The sequence below is a fragment of the Bartonella sp. AP4SXKL genome, assembly GCF_042195845.1.
GTDB lineage: Bacteria > Pseudomonadota > Alphaproteobacteria > Rhizobiales > Rhizobiaceae > Bartonella.
This window is the reverse complement of record NZ_JBHIPA010000007.1, coordinates 17,306-34,744: the sequence shown is the minus strand read 5'-3', so window position 1 is coordinate 34,744 and position 17,439 is coordinate 17,306. Positions and strand designations below refer to the sequence as shown.

At 35.4% G+C, this 17,439-nt stretch carries 12 protein-coding genes; 1 reads left to right on the top strand and 11 read right to left on the bottom strand.

The features are described 5' to 3' along the window. Nucleotides 1-123 precede the first annotated feature (123 nt). Nucleotides 124-2,754: a ribonuclease E/G gene (locus ACFIMI_RS04865; protein WP_375692288.1), complete on the top strand. Its 2,631-nt coding sequence runs from the start codon at nucleotides 124-126 to the stop codon at nucleotides 2,752-2,754. Nucleotides 2,755-2,842: 88 nt separating this feature from the next. Here the strand turns inward: ACFIMI_RS04865 and ACFIMI_RS04860 are convergent, their stop codons facing one another. The 11 genes from ACFIMI_RS04860 to nuoN all read right to left on the bottom strand — a co-directional run bounded on the left by ACFIMI_RS04860 (nucleotide 2,843) and on the right by nuoN (nucleotide 17,423). Then, a complete protein-coding gene (locus ACFIMI_RS04860) occupies nucleotides 2,843-3,454 on the bottom strand; it encodes an invasion associated locus B family protein (RefSeq protein WP_273791265.1) in 612 nt (203 codons plus the stop codon). Between the two features lie 1,536 nt (nucleotides 3,455-4,990). Beyond that, on the bottom strand, nucleotides 4,991-5,395 hold the full coding sequence (locus tag ACFIMI_RS04855; protein WP_375650245.1) for a hypothetical protein: 405 nt from the start codon (nucleotides 5,393-5,395) through the stop codon (nucleotides 4,991-4,993). Then, nucleotides 5,392-5,829, bottom strand: coding sequence for a hypothetical protein (locus ACFIMI_RS04850; protein ID WP_375650240.1), 438 nt, complete (start codon nucleotides 5,827-5,829; stop codon nucleotides 5,392-5,394). The genes ACFIMI_RS04855 and ACFIMI_RS04850 overlap by 4 nt, the downstream gene beginning before the upstream one ends. Nucleotides 5,830-6,089: 260 nt before the next feature. Further along, entirely contained in the window at nucleotides 6,090-9,590 is a 3,501-nt protein-coding gene (mfd, locus tag ACFIMI_RS04845) for a transcription-repair coupling factor (protein ID WP_375692287.1), read from the bottom strand. 5 nt (nucleotides 9,591-9,595) lie between these two features. Next, nucleotides 9,596-9,883 (bottom strand): succinate dehydrogenase assembly factor 2, encoded by a 288-nt coding sequence (locus tag ACFIMI_RS04840; RefSeq protein ID WP_273791268.1) that lies wholly within the window; start codon nucleotides 9,881-9,883, stop codon nucleotides 9,596-9,598. A 65-nt stretch (nucleotides 9,884-9,948) separates the two neighbouring features. Next, a complete protein-coding gene (locus tag ACFIMI_RS04835; RefSeq protein WP_273791269.1) occupies nucleotides 9,949-10,629 on the bottom strand; it encodes an ABC transporter ATP-binding protein in 681 nt (226 codons plus the stop codon). Then, nucleotides 10,629-11,897: a lipoprotein-releasing ABC transporter permease subunit gene (locus ACFIMI_RS04830; RefSeq protein ID WP_273791270.1), complete on the bottom strand. Its 1,269-nt coding sequence runs from the start codon at nucleotides 11,895-11,897 to the stop codon at nucleotides 10,629-10,631. The genes ACFIMI_RS04835 and ACFIMI_RS04830 overlap by 1 nt, the downstream gene beginning before the upstream one ends. Nucleotides 11,898-11,908: 11 nt before the next feature. Next, nucleotides 11,909-13,234, bottom strand: a complete 1,326-nt coding sequence (gene proS, locus ACFIMI_RS04825; protein ID WP_375613449.1) for a proline--tRNA ligase — start codon at nucleotides 13,232-13,234, stop codon at nucleotides 11,909-11,911. 203 nt (nucleotides 13,235-13,437) lie between these two features. Continuing rightward, nucleotides 13,438-15,114, bottom strand: coding sequence for a ribonuclease J (locus ACFIMI_RS04820; protein WP_375613450.1), 1,677 nt, complete (start codon nucleotides 15,112-15,114; stop codon nucleotides 13,438-13,440). Between the two features lie 45 nt (nucleotides 15,115-15,159). Then, nucleotides 15,160-15,969: a biotin--[acetyl-CoA-carboxylase] ligase gene (locus ACFIMI_RS04815; RefSeq protein WP_375613451.1), complete on the bottom strand. Its 810-nt coding sequence runs from the start codon at nucleotides 15,967-15,969 to the stop codon at nucleotides 15,160-15,162. After that, entirely contained in the window at nucleotides 15,969-17,423 is a 1,455-nt protein-coding gene (gene nuoN, locus ACFIMI_RS04810) for an NADH-quinone oxidoreductase subunit NuoN (RefSeq protein ID WP_375613452.1), read from the bottom strand. Before nuoN ends, ACFIMI_RS04815 begins: the two co-directional genes overlap by 1 nt. Between the last annotated feature and the right edge of the window lie 16 nt (nucleotides 17,424-17,439).

The window sequence follows — 17,439 nt, the reverse complement described above, 5'->3', positions numbered from 1 at the left end:
ACGTGGTGTTTCGTCCTGTTTTTCTGGTACCTCCCTTTTATGGCAGACAGCCTTTTATGTTTACGAATAGTTATGGCATTCGTTTGAATAAAATTGTGCATGTCGCCTTCAGGATATTAACTTATGTCAAACAAAATGCTTATAGATGCCTCCCATCCGGAGGAAACACGTGTTGTTGTTGTTCACGGCAACAAAATTGAAGAACTTGATTTTGAATCAGAACATAGAAAACAGCTCAAGGGGAATATTTATCTCGCACGTATTACGCGTGTAGAACCGTCTCTCCAAGCGGCTTTTGTTGAATATGGTGGAAACCGACATGGTTTTTTAACATTTTCTGAAATTCATCCTGATTATTATCAAATTCCTATTGCTGATCGCCTTGCTCTTCTTGAAGAAGAAGAAAAAGAAGCTGTAGGAGAAAATTCTGTAGATACCTTTACGGAAGAAGCAACTAAAAATAAAAAACGCTCCAGAAGAACAAAAAAAAGTGAAAAAAACAATATTATAGCAGCCGATATTGAAAATGATATCACATCTGAAGCGATAATAATTGATAATACAGAAGAAGCATTAAATGCCAATATCTCTTATGATGAGATTGAAATGGTCGGTGCTGAGGACATCCGTGAAGAGCTCCCGATTTATCAAAGAAAACAAGGGCGCCAGTATAAAATTCAAGAAGTCATTAAACGACGTCAAATTTTGTTGGTACAAGTTATCAAAGAAGAGCGTGGTAATAAAGGTGCTGCCCTTACAACATATCTATCTCTAGCTGGTCGTTACTCTGTTCTAATGCCCAACACAGCACGTGGTGGTGGTATTTCACGAAAAATTACGAACGTACAAGACCGTAAGCGTCTTAAAGAAATCGTAAAAGAATTAGCCGTTCCAAAAGGTATGGGCGTTATCTTACGAACCGCTGGTGCCAATAGAACAAAAGCTGAAATTAAACGTGATTATGAATATCTTATGCGGTTATGGGATACTATTCGCACTTTGACACTCGAGTCAACGGCGCCATGCCTTGTCCATGAAGAAAGCAATCTCATCAAGCGTTCTATACGAGATCTTTATAATAAGAACATTAGTGAAATTCTTGTCTCTGGAGACCAAGGATATCGTGAAGCGAAAGACTTTATGCGTATGCTCATGCCAAGTCATGCAAAAGTTGTGCAACCTTACCGTGATCCTACGCCCATTTTTGCAAGAAATAATATTGAAATTCAACTTGATAAAATGTTGCAACCACAGGTTTCTTTAAAATCTGGTGGTTATCTTGTTATTAATCAAACAGAAGCACTTGTTGCTATTGACGTAAATTCTGGCCGCTCTACGAAAGAATTCTCTGTCGAAAAGACAGCCTTACAAACTAACCTTGAAGCTGCTGAAGAAGTAGCGCGTCAATTACGCTTGCGTGACCTTGCTGGTTTAATTGTGATTGATTTTATTGATATGCTTGAAGAACGCAATGTGAAGCTGGTCGAAAAAAAATTAAAAGATTGTTTAAAAAACGATCGTGCTCGTATTCAAGTAGGTCATATTTCACACTTCGGCCTTTTAGAAATGAGTCGTCAACGTATTCGCATATCGGTTTTAGAAAGTACGACACAGCCCTGCCCACATTGCGCAGGAACAGGAAATATACGTTCTGAATCATCAATTGCGTTACATGTCATGCGCTCAATTGAAGAATATCTTCTTCATAATTCGCAACATAATATTATCGTGCGCACCCCCGTAGCAACAGCGCTTTATGTATTAAATCATAAACGCAATATTCTTGTTAATTTAGAAGCTCGCTTTAAACTTAATATTAGTATTGAAGCAGATGATAGTATTGGAACACAACATCTTGTTATTTCTAAAGGCTCAATAGCAGAGAGAATTTCTCAATCTTCATTGGAAGATGACAATAAGCAAGAAATTGAAGATTCTGTTTTCATAAAAAGTGAATCTATTGAAAATCCTTCTCCCATTGAAACAAACCAAAAGCGTCGGCGCAAAAATCGTCACGGTGAAATTACTGATCATTCTCTCTCCAACGTTCATAAAAAAGAAGATACCTTAAATGATGATTCTTATCGTCGAGGACGTCGTCGAGGACGTCGTGGTGGTCGACGCAATCAAGATAATAATTTTCATCAGATTCGCGTTCCTTATGCAGAACCAGTAGGAGATTTTGCTAAGCAAGCTTTAGCAGAAATTAAAGCAGCGCATCGCAAACGTCGTGTTTCACCTGTTAAATCTTTTGAACTTGAAGAAACAAAAAATAATACACAAGCTCTAGATATACAACAACAGAGTGAATCTGAAAAAAATGATACAAGTATTAAACCTAAAAAACGTAAAACACGTTCTTCAAAAGTAGTAGAAAATCAACTTTCTTTAGAGAATGATCAAAATATTGCAGAACAAAAATCTCTTGAAGAAAAACCTACAACCAGTCCGGTGCGTAAAACTAAAACAAAAAAAGCAGACAAAGCTATTCATGAGGTAGAAGATAAAGCTCTTGAAAAGAGTAAAAAATCAACACGTGGAACACGTAAAAAATCATCTTCTAAAGAGACAACGCAAATACAAAAAATATTAGAGCAAGAAACTGTAATCGAGATGGAGAAAGTTATCGAAACCTCTCCTTCCCAAATTGAAGAAACAATTAATCAACCCGTTGTTATTTCATCAGCGCCTAATGATTCTTCCAAAACTGAACGTATTGGTTGGTGGAAACGCAGAATTCTTTCGAAAAATTAAGGATTAAAAAAACCGCCACAGAAAACTGTGGCGGTTCAAATAAACAATTATAGAAAACGTTTTGACCAACTTTTATGGTGTGGTTTTATTACTTTTGTTTCGCTTTTTCTTGCTCAGCCCGCATACGCTCTTCAATTTCTTTTTGCTTTGATTGAATAGCTTGCTGCAGCTTTATTTGTTCTTGTTGGAAATCTTTTTCCTCCATACCAGGACCGGTATAGGCTGCTGTAAACCCATTAAGAGAAAATTCAATAGGATTAGCTGAACCACGGAAATTAACTGTGGTTACAACCATTTTTGTACCACTTTTCATAGCTGCTATAAGCTTATCATCTAAGACATCATTAGCAATACAACTTGGTCCATTACAAATAATATAAGGAATTTTTTTAGAAAACTCGTCACCAATTTTAATGTGAACACCTTCTGGCAAAAAACGACCTGTAGGTACTTGAATACCTATACGTTTCTCATTTTGCTTCCCTTTTATTTCAACAAGATTAAAAGCCGTTAAAGGTTGTCCCGTATTCGATAATACAGTATTCATTGTATTACAAATATCAACATCATGCTGCTTACTGCAAACTTTGTACCAACCTTGTGATAAAGTTTGCGCATTTGCAGAAATACCAGCTATAAGAAAAAGGGCAGCGGCTCCAACTAATACTGAAACAGCAGAATAAACATTTTTATGCGACATGATTAAGTTAATCCTTTCAACGCGCTCTTAAGTAACTTCAAAAAAATATTAAATATAATTCCAACTTAATTTATTAAATTATAATGAAATAACAATTAATTTTACTATTTTTACTTCAATATAAAAAAAAAAGTCAAATTTAGAGAAAAAATACGACGAGCCATTCTAATTTTTATACACTCATATCATTTCCCCTCTTCATCACATTGGTATTTGATGCAATCTATCCATAAAACACCTCTGTGCATTTAAACTAAGATTACACAAACGAATCAATATTGCAATATTAATTAAAATAAACTCTGATACTACTCTAAAAAATTTACTAATTAAAATTTTTACATTTATTACTCTTCATGTTAAGCTTATAGAACCTTAGCAACAGGTGTTGTAATGCATGAAGCTCCAAAATATCAGATAAATTTTACTGTTTTCCTTATGTGCCTCGTGTGATACACAAAAACAAAATCATCTACGATATTATTGAAACATTTAATGAATTAAAACCACTGATTGTCTAAAATTTCTGCATAATTGTAAGAGAGCTTTTTGCTAATGAACAATTTTCTGCCCTTGTTTACAAAATAATGGTGATACGCTTTTGTAATAAAAATTTTATATTCCATAGCGTTTAACTAAACAGTTTAGTTTAAAAATACGCTACTAAAGAAGTGCTTTTTTCTTAATTAAACAACACATTTTCTTAGGGAGAAAATCTATAACTGCTGAAAATATTTTATTTATAATAAACTTTCTTAAAATATAATAACATATTAATTTATAATAATAATTTATCTTTTTTCTATTTCTATATTGTATGAAAGATCCTAATAGCGCAAACCTCTCTTATATTGAATCAATAAAATTTATCCACTTGTACATCACAAGCGGAGTTAGTTTTATAGATAAAACTACTGAACAAAGGACCCCCCCTATGAATCATCTCACGTGCCCAAAGCCATAATAAATTTATGCTCATATATTATACATCTATTATTGCATCTCTGTACAAATATCATCTCTCAGCTTTATAACGTGAATAAAAAATGTAGCTTTTATCAATTTATTTTAAGTTATTTCTTAAATAAAGAATCTACTAAAATGATAAATTCTTTTCATCTTTCACAATATCAAAGATATAAATCGTTAATGATTTAAGTTTTAAGAAAAAAATGAATTAAAAATATCATTTTGTTTCTCTATATAACACAACTTAGAGCTATAAAATATCTCTCTTATCATATTAATGAAACAAGATTTATGATATGAGATGTATCGTCATTAAAATAATTAAACAGATAAAAATAAAAAACTACAAGCACAAAAAATTATGCATAAAAAGAAAACATAAAAAAGATATATGATTTTATTATTTAATATATATATTAAATCTTATATGATAAGAACAATAGATAATATCTTATGTGCATAAAATTACTTTATTATAAATAATAATTAAAAACAAAAAATTAAAATATATTTTAACTATTATTTAGTATATAATCTTAATTTCTCTGTATTTATATGAGTAAATTTTTAATTGAATAATTCTTCAACATGAAAACGTATACGATCTATAATATTCTTTTTCTTGTTTGGAAGCATTATATTATGTACTTCTTTAATGGTATTACAAAGCTTAGGTGCACTTTTTACAAACCAATTATCTTCTGTAAGACTATTTTTTATATCGTCAAATATTTGTTTTTCATAACTATAAGAGCCATCTGTTAATAATTCTTTAATATCCCTGACTAAACTAGGACTTATTGAATTATTTGCGCCTTTAGCCCAACTAAAATCTTTATCTTTCCAATCAAAATCTTTGCGCAAAATAGCACCTATATCACTTTGCAATATATCCGCTAACGTATTGCAAGCAATAATAAATATGAGATAATTTTTCATTATCTCATCATCACCTCCACTTTTCTCATTCATTCCCCATTCATTAAACGTTTGAGTTTTTTTAAATAATCTTTTGCTTTAATCAACTTTTCTTCATACTCCCCTACTTCATACTCTCTCGCTATATGTATTCTAGAGATAATTTTTTGTTTTTTTTCAGCTAGATCCTGTAATTTCGAACCAAGATTATAATATTCATCCTTCAGAGTTTTCAGTTTTTTATATAACTTATTCCGTTCCTGTAAACGCTCATAGTATTCTGCTTTAGAAATATTTTTTTCCCAAATATCCAAATGAGATATACTTTCTTCAATAAATTGTATGCTCTCTTTAATATTCTTTCTTTTGTTTTTTAAATGTTGGTATTGTTCATCAGAAGATAACTCAGCATAAGCGTTTTTTACGCCATATATTAAAGTGAGTAACAAAAAAACGATAGTTAGACACTTTTGTAATGAAGAAAGCATGCTATCTTTATCTAAATTCTTTCTAAAAAATTTACAGGAGCTTATTAGCTTATTATATTGAAAGTGCTATTTATTGCAGTTAAACCGTCTAATCTATTTCCTTCATTATATCAATACGTATATAATAAAAACCAAATAAATATATAAGGGCTCTTTATTATAAACTTAAATTTTATTCTTATACAAAATCAATAACTGTTTGTTTTTATAGAATGATTTTATAAAAATGAGTAATAATTCTAAAATAATAAAGATATTTTTTAAACAGAATGTTGTTCTGCCATTTCGACAAGCTGTGTTATAATATTCGCTGCTCCAACAAGCCTTTCATCCGCTGTGGACCAATCACGAATAAGAGCAATACTTTGATCTGGTCGGATTTTTGCCATTGAACCTTGTTTTCCCACCCACTGAACAAGAGCAACACTATTTGCGAAATAGTTATTACGAAACTGTATGACAATCCCCTTTGGTCCTGTATCTAATTTTTCTACATGCGCTTTTCGACACAATGTTTTGATATAAAAGACTTTAAGAAGGTGTTGAACCTCAAGGGGTAAAGGACCAAAGCGATCAATTAACTCCGCTGCAAATTCATCAATTTGTTCTAAACCATCAAGTTCTGTTAAACGACGATAAAGTCCCATACGTAATGATAAGTCAGGCACGAAACTTTCTGGTATCATCACTGTTGTACCAAGGGAAATTTGAGGTGACCATTGCTTATCTTCATTTAGCTCTCCATTTTTTAATTCAGCAACAGCTTCTTCAAGCATTTTTTGATAGAGTTCAAATCCAACTTCTTTGATATGCCCCGATTGCTCTTCACCTAAAAAATTGCCTGAACCGCGGATATCCATGTCATGGCTTGCCAATTGAAAACCGGCCCCTAAGGTGTCAAGAGATTGTAACACTTTAAGACGGCGATCAGCAGCAGTTGTTAAAACTTTACCAGCAGGAAATGTAAAGAGAGCATACGCACGTTGTTTTGAACGTCCTACCCTACCACGTAACTGATAAAGGGCAGAAAGACCAAACATCTCAGCACGATGCACAATTAGGGTATTGGCTGTTGGAATATCAAGACCTGATTCAATAATGGTTGTTGAGAGCAGCACATCATATTGTCCATCATAAAATGCATTCATGATATCATCAAGTTGTCCAGCCGGCATTTGTCCATGAGCCACAACGAATTTCAGTTCTGGCACATGTGTTTTGAGATATTCTTCTACAAAAGCCAGATCAGAAATACGAGGACAAACATAGAAACTTTGTCCACCACGATAATATTCTCGAAGCAGGGTCTCTCGTATAACAAGTGCATCAAAGGGTGAAATAAAAGTACGAACCGCCATTCTATCAATGGGGGGGGTTGTTATCAATGAAAGTTCACGTACACCCGATAAAGCTAACCCTAAAGTGCGTGGTATGGGAGTTGCTGAAAGTGTGAGAACATGAATATCACTTTTAAGCTCTTTTAAACGCTCTTTGTGTTTGACACCAAAATGCTGTTCCTCATCAATGATAAGAAGACCTAACCGTAAAAAATTAACTGCACCACTTAATAATGCATGGGTTCCAATGACAATATCGATTGTACCATCTGAAACACCTTTTTTTACTCGTGCAAGTTCTTTCGCTTTTACAAGCCTCGAAGCATGTCCAATTTTAACCGGTAATCCTTGAAAACGCGAAATAAATGTTTTGTAATGTTGACGTGAAAGCAAAGTTGTCGGTACAACAACAGCAACCTGATATCCATTTAATGCTGCAACAAAAGCACTTCGAATGGCTACTTCAGTTTTTCCAAAACCAACATCACCGCATATCAAGCGATCCATCGGCTTGCCTGAGGCTAGATCGTCCAAAACAGCATCAATTGCATTCATTTGATCTTCCGTTTCTTCATAGGGAAAGCAAGCAACAAACTCATCAAATGGTCCAATTGGTGGAAGTAAAGCAGGCGCAGCACGAGTCATACGCTCTGCAGCTATACGGATTAATTGCCCTGCCATTTCCAATAAATGTTTTTTAAGCCGAGCTTTACGTGCTTGCCAAGCAACACCTCCTAATTTATCTAAAGTTACCTCTGTTCCTTCTGAGCCATAACGTGAGAGAAGCTCAATATTTTCAACAGGTAAAAAGAGTAAATCACCTCCAGCATATCTAATTTCAAGGCAGTCTCGTAAAATTCCAGTGGTTCTGATGGTTTTAAGACCAACAAATTGGCCAATACCGTGGTCGATATGCACAATAATATCACCAGAATTTAAAGCAGAAATTTCAGAAATAAAATTTGTATTATTCTTACGCCGCTTTGGCGATCTTATAAAACGATCGCCAAGGATATCTTGCTCTGCTATAATAGCCAAATCTTCAGCCACAAAACCATGTTCTATCATGATAACAGCTGCTAATATGCGATCCCGAGGTGTTGCTTTGACAGTTTGCAAAGATTTTGCAACATCTATTTTTTTCAATCCATGCTCATCGAGAACTTGTAACAAACGATTGAGAGATCCTTCACTCCAACACGCTAAAAGCACTTTTTTACCAGCAGTGCGTAAAGATGCGATATGATCAATAACACTTGAAAAAACATTTTTTTCCTGCGCATTACGCTCTTTTACAAAATCATATCCTTGTTTAACATTGGTGTGAATAACAGTTTGTTCCAAACTTTGTGGAACATTAAAAGGAGAAAAATCAATACGCTGTGAAGATTGTTGCGCACCTTCCAAAACACGCTCTGGCGTTAAATAAAAAAGACTAGGATCTATTGGATGATAAGAAGTAGAATTTTTTTCATCACTTTCGCGCTCTTTGCGCGCATTATAATAGTCTTCAATAAGACGATAGCGCTCAATGAAGACTTCTTCTATGAGATGCTCAAAAACTATCGGTAAGTTGCCACAATGATCAAAAAAGCTATCAAGGTTTTCATAAAAAAATGGAAGCCAATGTTCCATACCGGCAAAACGCCGACCTTGAGAAATTGCTTCATAAAGCATGTTATTTTTTTGTGACACACCAAATGTACGGGTATAATTGCTTTTAAAACGACTGATGCGTTCTGGTGTAAGAACAACCTCACTCATTGCCTGTAATAAAAGTTCAGTTTTTTGGCCTGTTGTCCTTTGACTTTCTGGATCAAATACGCGGATACTTTCTAGGGTATCTCCAAAAAAATCAAGGCGTAAAGGTTCAACATCCATCGGAGAAAAGATATCAAGTATTCCTCCTCTTACAGCAAACTCACCAACATCACGGACAACCGTAACGCGTTCAAAACCATTGGTTTCTAGAAATTGAATAAGATTTCCCATGTTATTGCGCTGGCCAACACGTGCGTGAATAAGCTGAGCTTCTATCATTTCACGAGGAGGCAACTTTTGCATAATTGCATTTGCTGTTGTTAATATAATTGCAGAATATGGATCTTTCCGTAAATTTGCTATGTGTGCCAATGTTGATAGTCGACGTGCCATAACAGCAATTCCTGGTGATACGCGATCATAAGGCAAACAATCCCATGCAGGAAATTGAAGTACGGGTAAATTGGGTTCAATAAAATTTAAAACTTGTTGTAAATGCGCAATTTTTGTTCCGTCACGGACAACATAGATGAGCGGTTTACCTTGTGCAATTTCTGAACTTAATTTAGCAAGCGCAAAGGCTTCAAATCCATCAGTAACGCTATCTAAAATCATACGAACAGAATTATTTTTGGGAATAACAATTTTTTTAAATATAGGCATCGGGATTAATAACTTAAGCAAGTACGATAATTGGCAATATCACGGAAAAGTGGACTATCAACTTCAGAGGGGGGCAAAATTTCTCCAGTAATCCATGTGAGTAAATCACGATCATCAAAAGACATAATATACTCAAGCTCAGAGAGCGTTCTATCATTCATCCCAGTAATATGAGCATCGACATAATGTCCAAAAATGAGATCCATTTCACGAATACCGCGATGCCATGCACGAAAAATCAATCGACGACGACGAGCATCTAATTGATTTTTGTCAACGACAAAAACTGTCATAAAAAATCTCCTTGAATAAAGTAATATAAACTATTCAATTAGTCGTATAAAATTTTTACCTTGCTTTAAGGAAGTTCTATAATCTTTTGTTCTTTAAGTGTAATTCGACGATGCATTTGCTTAGCCAAAGCGTAATTATGTGTTGCAATAAGAGCAGAAAGACCAGACTGACGAACAAGGATAGATAAAGCTTGAAAGACATAAGCTGAAGTTACTGGATCAAGATTTCCTGTAGGTTCATCAGCCAAAAGAACCGAAGGGCCATTTGCTACTGCACGTGCAATAGCAACACGTTGTTGTTCTCCTCCCGATAACTCTGAGGGACGATGGTTCGCACGATGAGAAACACGCAGATACGTCAATAATTTGCGCGCACGATCTTCTGCTATAGATTTTTTTAATCCTGCTATCATTTGGGGTATCATGACATTTTCTAACGCCGTAAACTCTGGAAGTAAATGATGAAATTGATAAACAAAACCAATATCATTTCGTCTTATAGCTGTTCGCTCACTATCAGAGCGCTTTGCACAAGAAACACCCCGTAACATCACATCACCAGCTGTTGGTTTTTCTAATAATCCAGCAATATGAAGAAGTGTTGATTTTCCAGCACCAGATGGTGCAACAAGTGCGACAAGCTCTCCACGATTAAGAATAAAATTCGCTTTATCTAAAACAATGAGTGGCTTATGACTCTCGAAAAAGTGTCTTTCAATCTCTACAAGCTCTAAAATAGCTGTCATTATTCATACCTCAAAGCTTGTACGGGATCTAGCTTAGCAGCACGCCATGCCGGAATGAGAGCAGCAAGAAACGACAAGAATAAAGCCATCATAGCAACCAAGATGGTCTGTTTCCACTCAATTTGTGCAGGCAATTTTGTTAAAAAATAAAGTTGAGGATTAAAAACGTCGACATTAAATAACCAAGATATAAAATCTTGGATATGATTAATATTCGCGGTCGCGATAACACCTAAAACTAAACCCAATATAGTTCCAATAAAACCAATCATCATTCCTGTAATGATAAATATACGCAAAATCGCACTCTGTTGAGCCCCCATCGTGCGTAAAATTGCAATATCATGACTTTTATCTTTTACAAGCATAATCAGCCCTGAAATAATATTTAAAGCAGCAACAAGAACGATCAGAGAAAGAATGAAAAACATAACATTTCGTTCAATCTGTAAGGCTGAAAAAAAAGCCTGATTGCGTGTACGCCAATCAATTAAATAGACCTGTTGTTCAACTGCTTTTTCTACAACAGGTTTTATTTGATCAACAGCATCAGGATCATTTAGAAATAATTCCAAAGACTGAACCTTATCTCCCAAATTAAAAAACATTTGTGCTTCATGGAGAGGCATAAAGATAAATATTGAATCATATTCAGACATACCAACTTCAAAAATAGCAACGACTTTATAAGCTTTCACACGTGGGGTAACGCCAAAAGGAGTCTCATCACCATCTGGAGTAATAATACGAATATCTCTTCCAACTGTCAGTCCTAATTTTTCTGCTAAGCCACTTCCAATTGCAACACCTTCTTCTTGATCAAACCGAGAAATCGACCCTAATTTAATGTTTTGAGAGACTGTTTTAAGCTTTTCTAGATCTTGTTTGCGCATACCACGAACTAACGCGCCAGAGCCACCTTGAACTTCACCTTGAACAAGCGCTTGACCTTCAATAACAGGTAAAGCAAACTTCACACCATTTGTAGTTTCTAAAGAAGAAATAAGAGTCTTATAATCAGAAAAACCAGAATCAACTGTTTGAATAATAAGATGCCCATTCATACCAAGAATACGATTGAGAAGTTCTGTACGAAAGCCATTCATCACCGCCATAACAACAACCAGAGCAAATACGCCCAACATAATCCCAATAAGAGAAATAATTGAAATAACAGATGCAACGACATGTTTTTTATTGGGAATCATATAACGAAAAGCGATCATCCACTCATAAGATGAAAAGCATTTGTTTTTCAGCCTCTTCATAATATTTCCTATTAAATTATAGAAAGTTGGCTGAGCACATCTTCAACCTTTAGAGATTTTTTTATTCCTGTTTTTCGATCTTTAATTTCAACTTCATTTTGTGCAATACTGTTAGGACCAACAATGATTTGTGTTGGCAAACCAATCAAATCCATTGTTGCAAATTTTGATCCAGGGCGTTCATTTCTATCATCTAATAACGGATCAAAACCAACCTTCTTTAATCCCTGATAGAGAAACTCACATGCCTGTGTGCATTTTTCATCATCGGGCTTCATATTGATAATCCCAAAATCAAACGGTGCCATCGACTTTGGCCAAATAATACCATTTTCATCATGAGAAGCCTCAATAGCGGCCGCAACAAGACGCGAAGGCCCAATACCATAAGATCCCATAGAGACCACATACTCTTTTCCATCTTGTCCCATAACTTTTGCTCCCATTGGAGCAGAATATTTAGTACCAAAGTGGAAAATATGCCCTACTTCAATACCACGCGCTGAAAGACGATTATGATCAGAAACTTTAGCCCACTCCTCTTCATTATGCATTTCTTCCGTTGCTGCATAAAAAAATGTCCATTGCTTAACAATATCATCTAAAACAGCTTTATCACTAAAATCGATTGAACTATCAGGAACGGTAAGTTCAAGAAATTGTTTATCACAGAAGATAGCACTCTCTCCTGTTTCAGCCAAAATGATAAATTCATGACTGAGTTCCCCCCCTATTGGACCTGTATCTGCACGCATAGGAATTGCTTTTAAGCCAAGGCGAGAAAAAGTGCGTAAATAAGCAACAAACATACGATTATAAGATGTTTCAGAGCCTTCATAATCAAGATCAAAAGAATAAGCATCTTTCATTAAAAATTCTCGTGCTCGCATCACACCAAAACGTGGACGAATTTCATCACGAAATTTCCATTGAATATGATATAAATTAAGCGGAAGATCTTTATAAGAACGAACATAAGAGCGAAAAATATCTGTTACCATCTCTTCATTGGTTGGACCATAAAGTAAATCACGCTTTTGACGATCTTTAATGCGGAGCATTTCCAAACCATAATCATCATAACGACCGCTTTCACGCCAAAGATCAGCAGACTGAATCGTAGGCATCAATATTTCTATTGCACCCGCACGTTCTTGCTCTTCACGAATAATTTTACAAACTTTATCAAGCACTTTTTTTCCCAAAGGAAGCCAAGAATAAATCCCTGATGTTTGTTGTCGAATCATTCCAGCGCGCAACATGAAGCGATGAGAAACAATTTCTGCTTCTTTAGGATTCTCTTTTAAAAGTGGAAGGAAATATTGAGAAAGACGCATTGAAATAATTAACTCCTAATCAGATCTATCATATCGGAACAATTTATCACACCCTCTATTCATCTATAGCCGCATTCTGAATACTTGCAAATATAACGATCTTATCATTTAAAAATTTATTGTGCTTTATTCTCTATTTTTCTTATTTAGCAATAAAATAAAAATGCTCTTCTCTTTTTAAATAACGTAATAGGAAAGTTCTTTTATTTTGACCGATGTAAAAAAACTGTACAGATAGGTTTTTTTTGCCAAATTTCATGAACAGCCGCTCTTACTGCACGTCGTGTTGCCTCTCGAATAAGTTCATTATTTTTCTGTTTCATGCGTGGGATATTATAAACTGTATTTTCTACGATATCTAAAAGAATATCTTTTAAACTTTCCCCCTTTCCATTACTTTCAGGTAACCCGAATGTTGTTAGACCTATATCCCCTAATAATTCATGCTTACTATTTATATGGAGAGAAATAGTAACATGACCAGCATAACTTAGTTTGCGGCGTTCACGAATCCCTAATTCATCTTCATCTCCAATTAGGCAACCATCCTTATAGATGCGGCCAACAGGAACTTGATCAATAACTTCTACAGGCTCTGGTGCAAGACGTAACATATGGCCATTTCTGATATCCATAACAGTTTTAATACCCGCTTGACGTGCTAAAGTTGCCTGAGCCTTAAGATGCATTGCTTCCCCATGTACAGGGACAAGTATTTGTGGCTTTATCCAATCATACATCTGTAAAAGTTCTGAACGACGGGGATGACCTGAAACATGAACAAGTGCATCTTCATTCGTAATAATTTTAATACCCAAATCAATGAAACGATTTTGTACCTCAATAATCGCTTTTTCGTTTCCTGGAATACTTCGTGATGAATAAATAACGGTATCACCAGTGGAAAGTGCAATATTTTTCATTCCATCACGTGACAGTTTAGCCAAAGCAGCACATGGCTCACCTTGGCTCCCTGTGACAATTAAAACAAGATCTTTTCGCGAGATGTAGCCATAATCATCTTCCGTTACAAATGGTGCTAAACCATTCATATAACCAAGCTCTTGTGCAACCATAATACTTCGCTTAAGGGAACGCCCAATGACAAGCACCTTACGTCCAGCAGCTTCAGCTGCAAGAGCAATAGAACGTATCCGACCAATATTAGAAGAAAAAGTTGCTATCGCAACGCGCCCTTCAGCTTTAGAAATAATCTCTGAAAGACTGGCTTGAACTTGCTGTTCTGAAGGAGATATACCATCCCGACATGCATTTGTAGAATCACAAAGTAATGCTAAAATACCTTTTTTGCCTAAAACACGAAATCTTTTTTCATCGGTTACAGCCCCGAGTGAAGGGGTATGATCAATTTTCCAATCACCAGTATGAATCACAGTCCCCAAAGAGGTTGTAATTGCTAAAGATACAGATTCTGGTATTGAATGGTTAACGGCTATAGCCTCTACAGCAAAGGAACCTACCTGAAAACAATCACCAGCTTGAAAAATATTGAGTAAAATTTTTTGAGATTCAAAATCTAATTGTTTTTTAGTTTCCAATAATCCTGCCGTAAAAGGCGTACAGTAAATCGGCACTTGTAACTTTGGACATAAATCAAGAACGGCCCCATAATGATCTTCATGTGCATGTGTTAAAACAAGACCCCGTATATTGTGTTTTTCACTTTCTAGAAAACGAATATCAGGCAAAACAAGATCGACACCTGGTAATTCAGAACCAGCAAAACTAATCCCCATATCAACCAGCAGCCATTCACGAAGATATTGGGGACCAAATCCGTAAGCAGCTAAATTCATCCCTATTTCACCTACACCTCCCAGAGGTAAAAAAACAAATTCACATCTATTGGCTGCAACCATAAACATCTCCCAAATCATTAAGGTATCTGATGATAAAATAATTTTTCAATAACGGCCTGCATTAACAGAATCAGCCAAACCAAAATGAACATCCCCAGCTGTTATAATGGCTGTCTGACCGTCTTTTCGCTTTATGATGCAGTTAAAATCACTATCAAGACCATCAAAAATACCCTCAATGACTTTTTCATCATTCACCACTTTGACATGTTTCCCAAGATGAGCGGAATATAAAAGCCATTTTTTTCGGATTATTTCACATCCTTTTGGTTGTTTCCAAAGAAGGTAATTTTTAGAAAAACACTCCGTCAAAACCGTAAATAATTGTTCTGCATCAATACGCAACCCGATATTCTTTAAGCTTGAAGTGGAATAGGGCGCATCTTCATAATTATATTTCACATTTATTCCAATACCAATAACCAAGGCATATTGTTGTGATGACAATTTTAAAATCTCAAGCAAAACTCCAGAGCTTTTTTCTCCTCTGAGCAAAATATCGTTTGGCCATTTTAAGCTCACAATATTGTTTGTCTGCTTTTCCTCTTTTATCAATTGTTTTATTGCCTCTGCCACACTTACTCCAGCAACAAAACCAAGTTGAGCCGCAGTTTGATGAACAATATCATCAATTAATAAAAGACTAGAATAAAGGTTCCCTTTTGGACTAGACCAAGTCCTCCCTCTTCTTGCTCTTCCCTGTGATTGTTCTTGTGCAACAATCCAAAGATTACCTTGATGACCAGTTTGCGCTTTTCGTTGCGCAATAAGATTTGTTGAATCAACACTATCGTACGCTTCAACAGTGTATCCCTGTTTTTGTGCAAAATCTGATAAAGTATAAACCATATTCATTAAAACAATGCTGTTGCTGCTTTTTCTGCTAGCTCAGCGAACCAAACTCCAAAAAGCGCGTAAAATAAAATAAAGAATACAGAAAGACCAAGACAAAATTGAAGCTCTTTCGATAAAGCAACAAAATGCGCTTTTGCATCATCAAACCACATAATTTTAATGACTCTCAAATAGTAAAAAGCCCCAACGACAGACGCTATCATCCCAACGACAGCAAGTGGCGTAAGTCCAGCGTGGACAGCAGCAGAAAATGTATACCACTTTCCAAAAAAACCAGCCATAGGAGGTATGCTTGCTAAAGAAAAAAGCTGTATTGTCATCACAACAGCCATAAACGGATTCGTCTTTGCTAACCCTGAAAGATCATAAATATTTTCAACATTTCCATTCTGAGAGCGCATTCCAAGAATAAAGGCAAATGAACCAAGCGTCATTCCAAGATAAATAGTCATATAAAGGATAACGCTTTTTATCCCAAGCATATCTCCAGAAGATAAACCAACAAGTGCATAACCCATATGACTGATCGACGAATAAGCCATTAAGCGCTTAATATTATTCTGACCGATTGCAGCAAAAGCACCCAGTATCATTGATGCAATCGCCATGAACACCAAAATTTGTTGCCATGCAGGCATCACGTTATCAACACGCCCTAGGGGAATAAAGGTCACCACAATAATACGGATGATTAAAGCCATTGCAGCAACTTTAGGGGCACCAGCAAAAAATGCTGTAATCGGTGTGGGCGCTCCTTCATAAACATCAGGTGTCCACATATGAAACGGAACAGCAGAAATTTTGAAAGCTAAACCAGCTAAAATAAAGACAATTCCAAAAATGACCCCCAATTGTACATTTTTGCCCTTTAAAGCAAGAGCAATTTCGTGAAAACCAATTTGACCGGTAAAACCATAAAGCAAAGAAATACCATAAAGAAGCAACCCTGAAGATAATGCTCCTAAAACAAAGTATTTTATACCGGCTTCAGAAGATTTTACATTATTACGATTAATCGCTGCTAAAACATATAAAGCTAAAGATTGCAGCTCTAACCCCATATAAAGCGACAGCATATTACCCGCTGAAATCATAAACATCATTCCAAGGGTTGCTAAAAGAACAAGTACTGGAAACTCAAATATATTAAACTTTTGTGCATTGGCAAAACCAACAGACATGATAAGAGAAAAGAGTGCACCAATAAGCATTAAAATTTTCATATAACGACTAAAGGAATCGATAACGAGCGCATTGGTTTGAAATGAACCATTTTTCGGAAAAACTATAAGAATAATAATGGTTGCCACAAGAAGTGCCATAGCTAAACCTGTCACTGTTAAAGAAGCACGTGTATTGGAATAAACACCAATCATAAGCAGCACGACAGCTCCTAATGCAATTAAAAGCTCTGGAAGAATTAAGACTAATTGCGCTATTATTTCAGTTTGCATGTGCATTCTTCCCTTA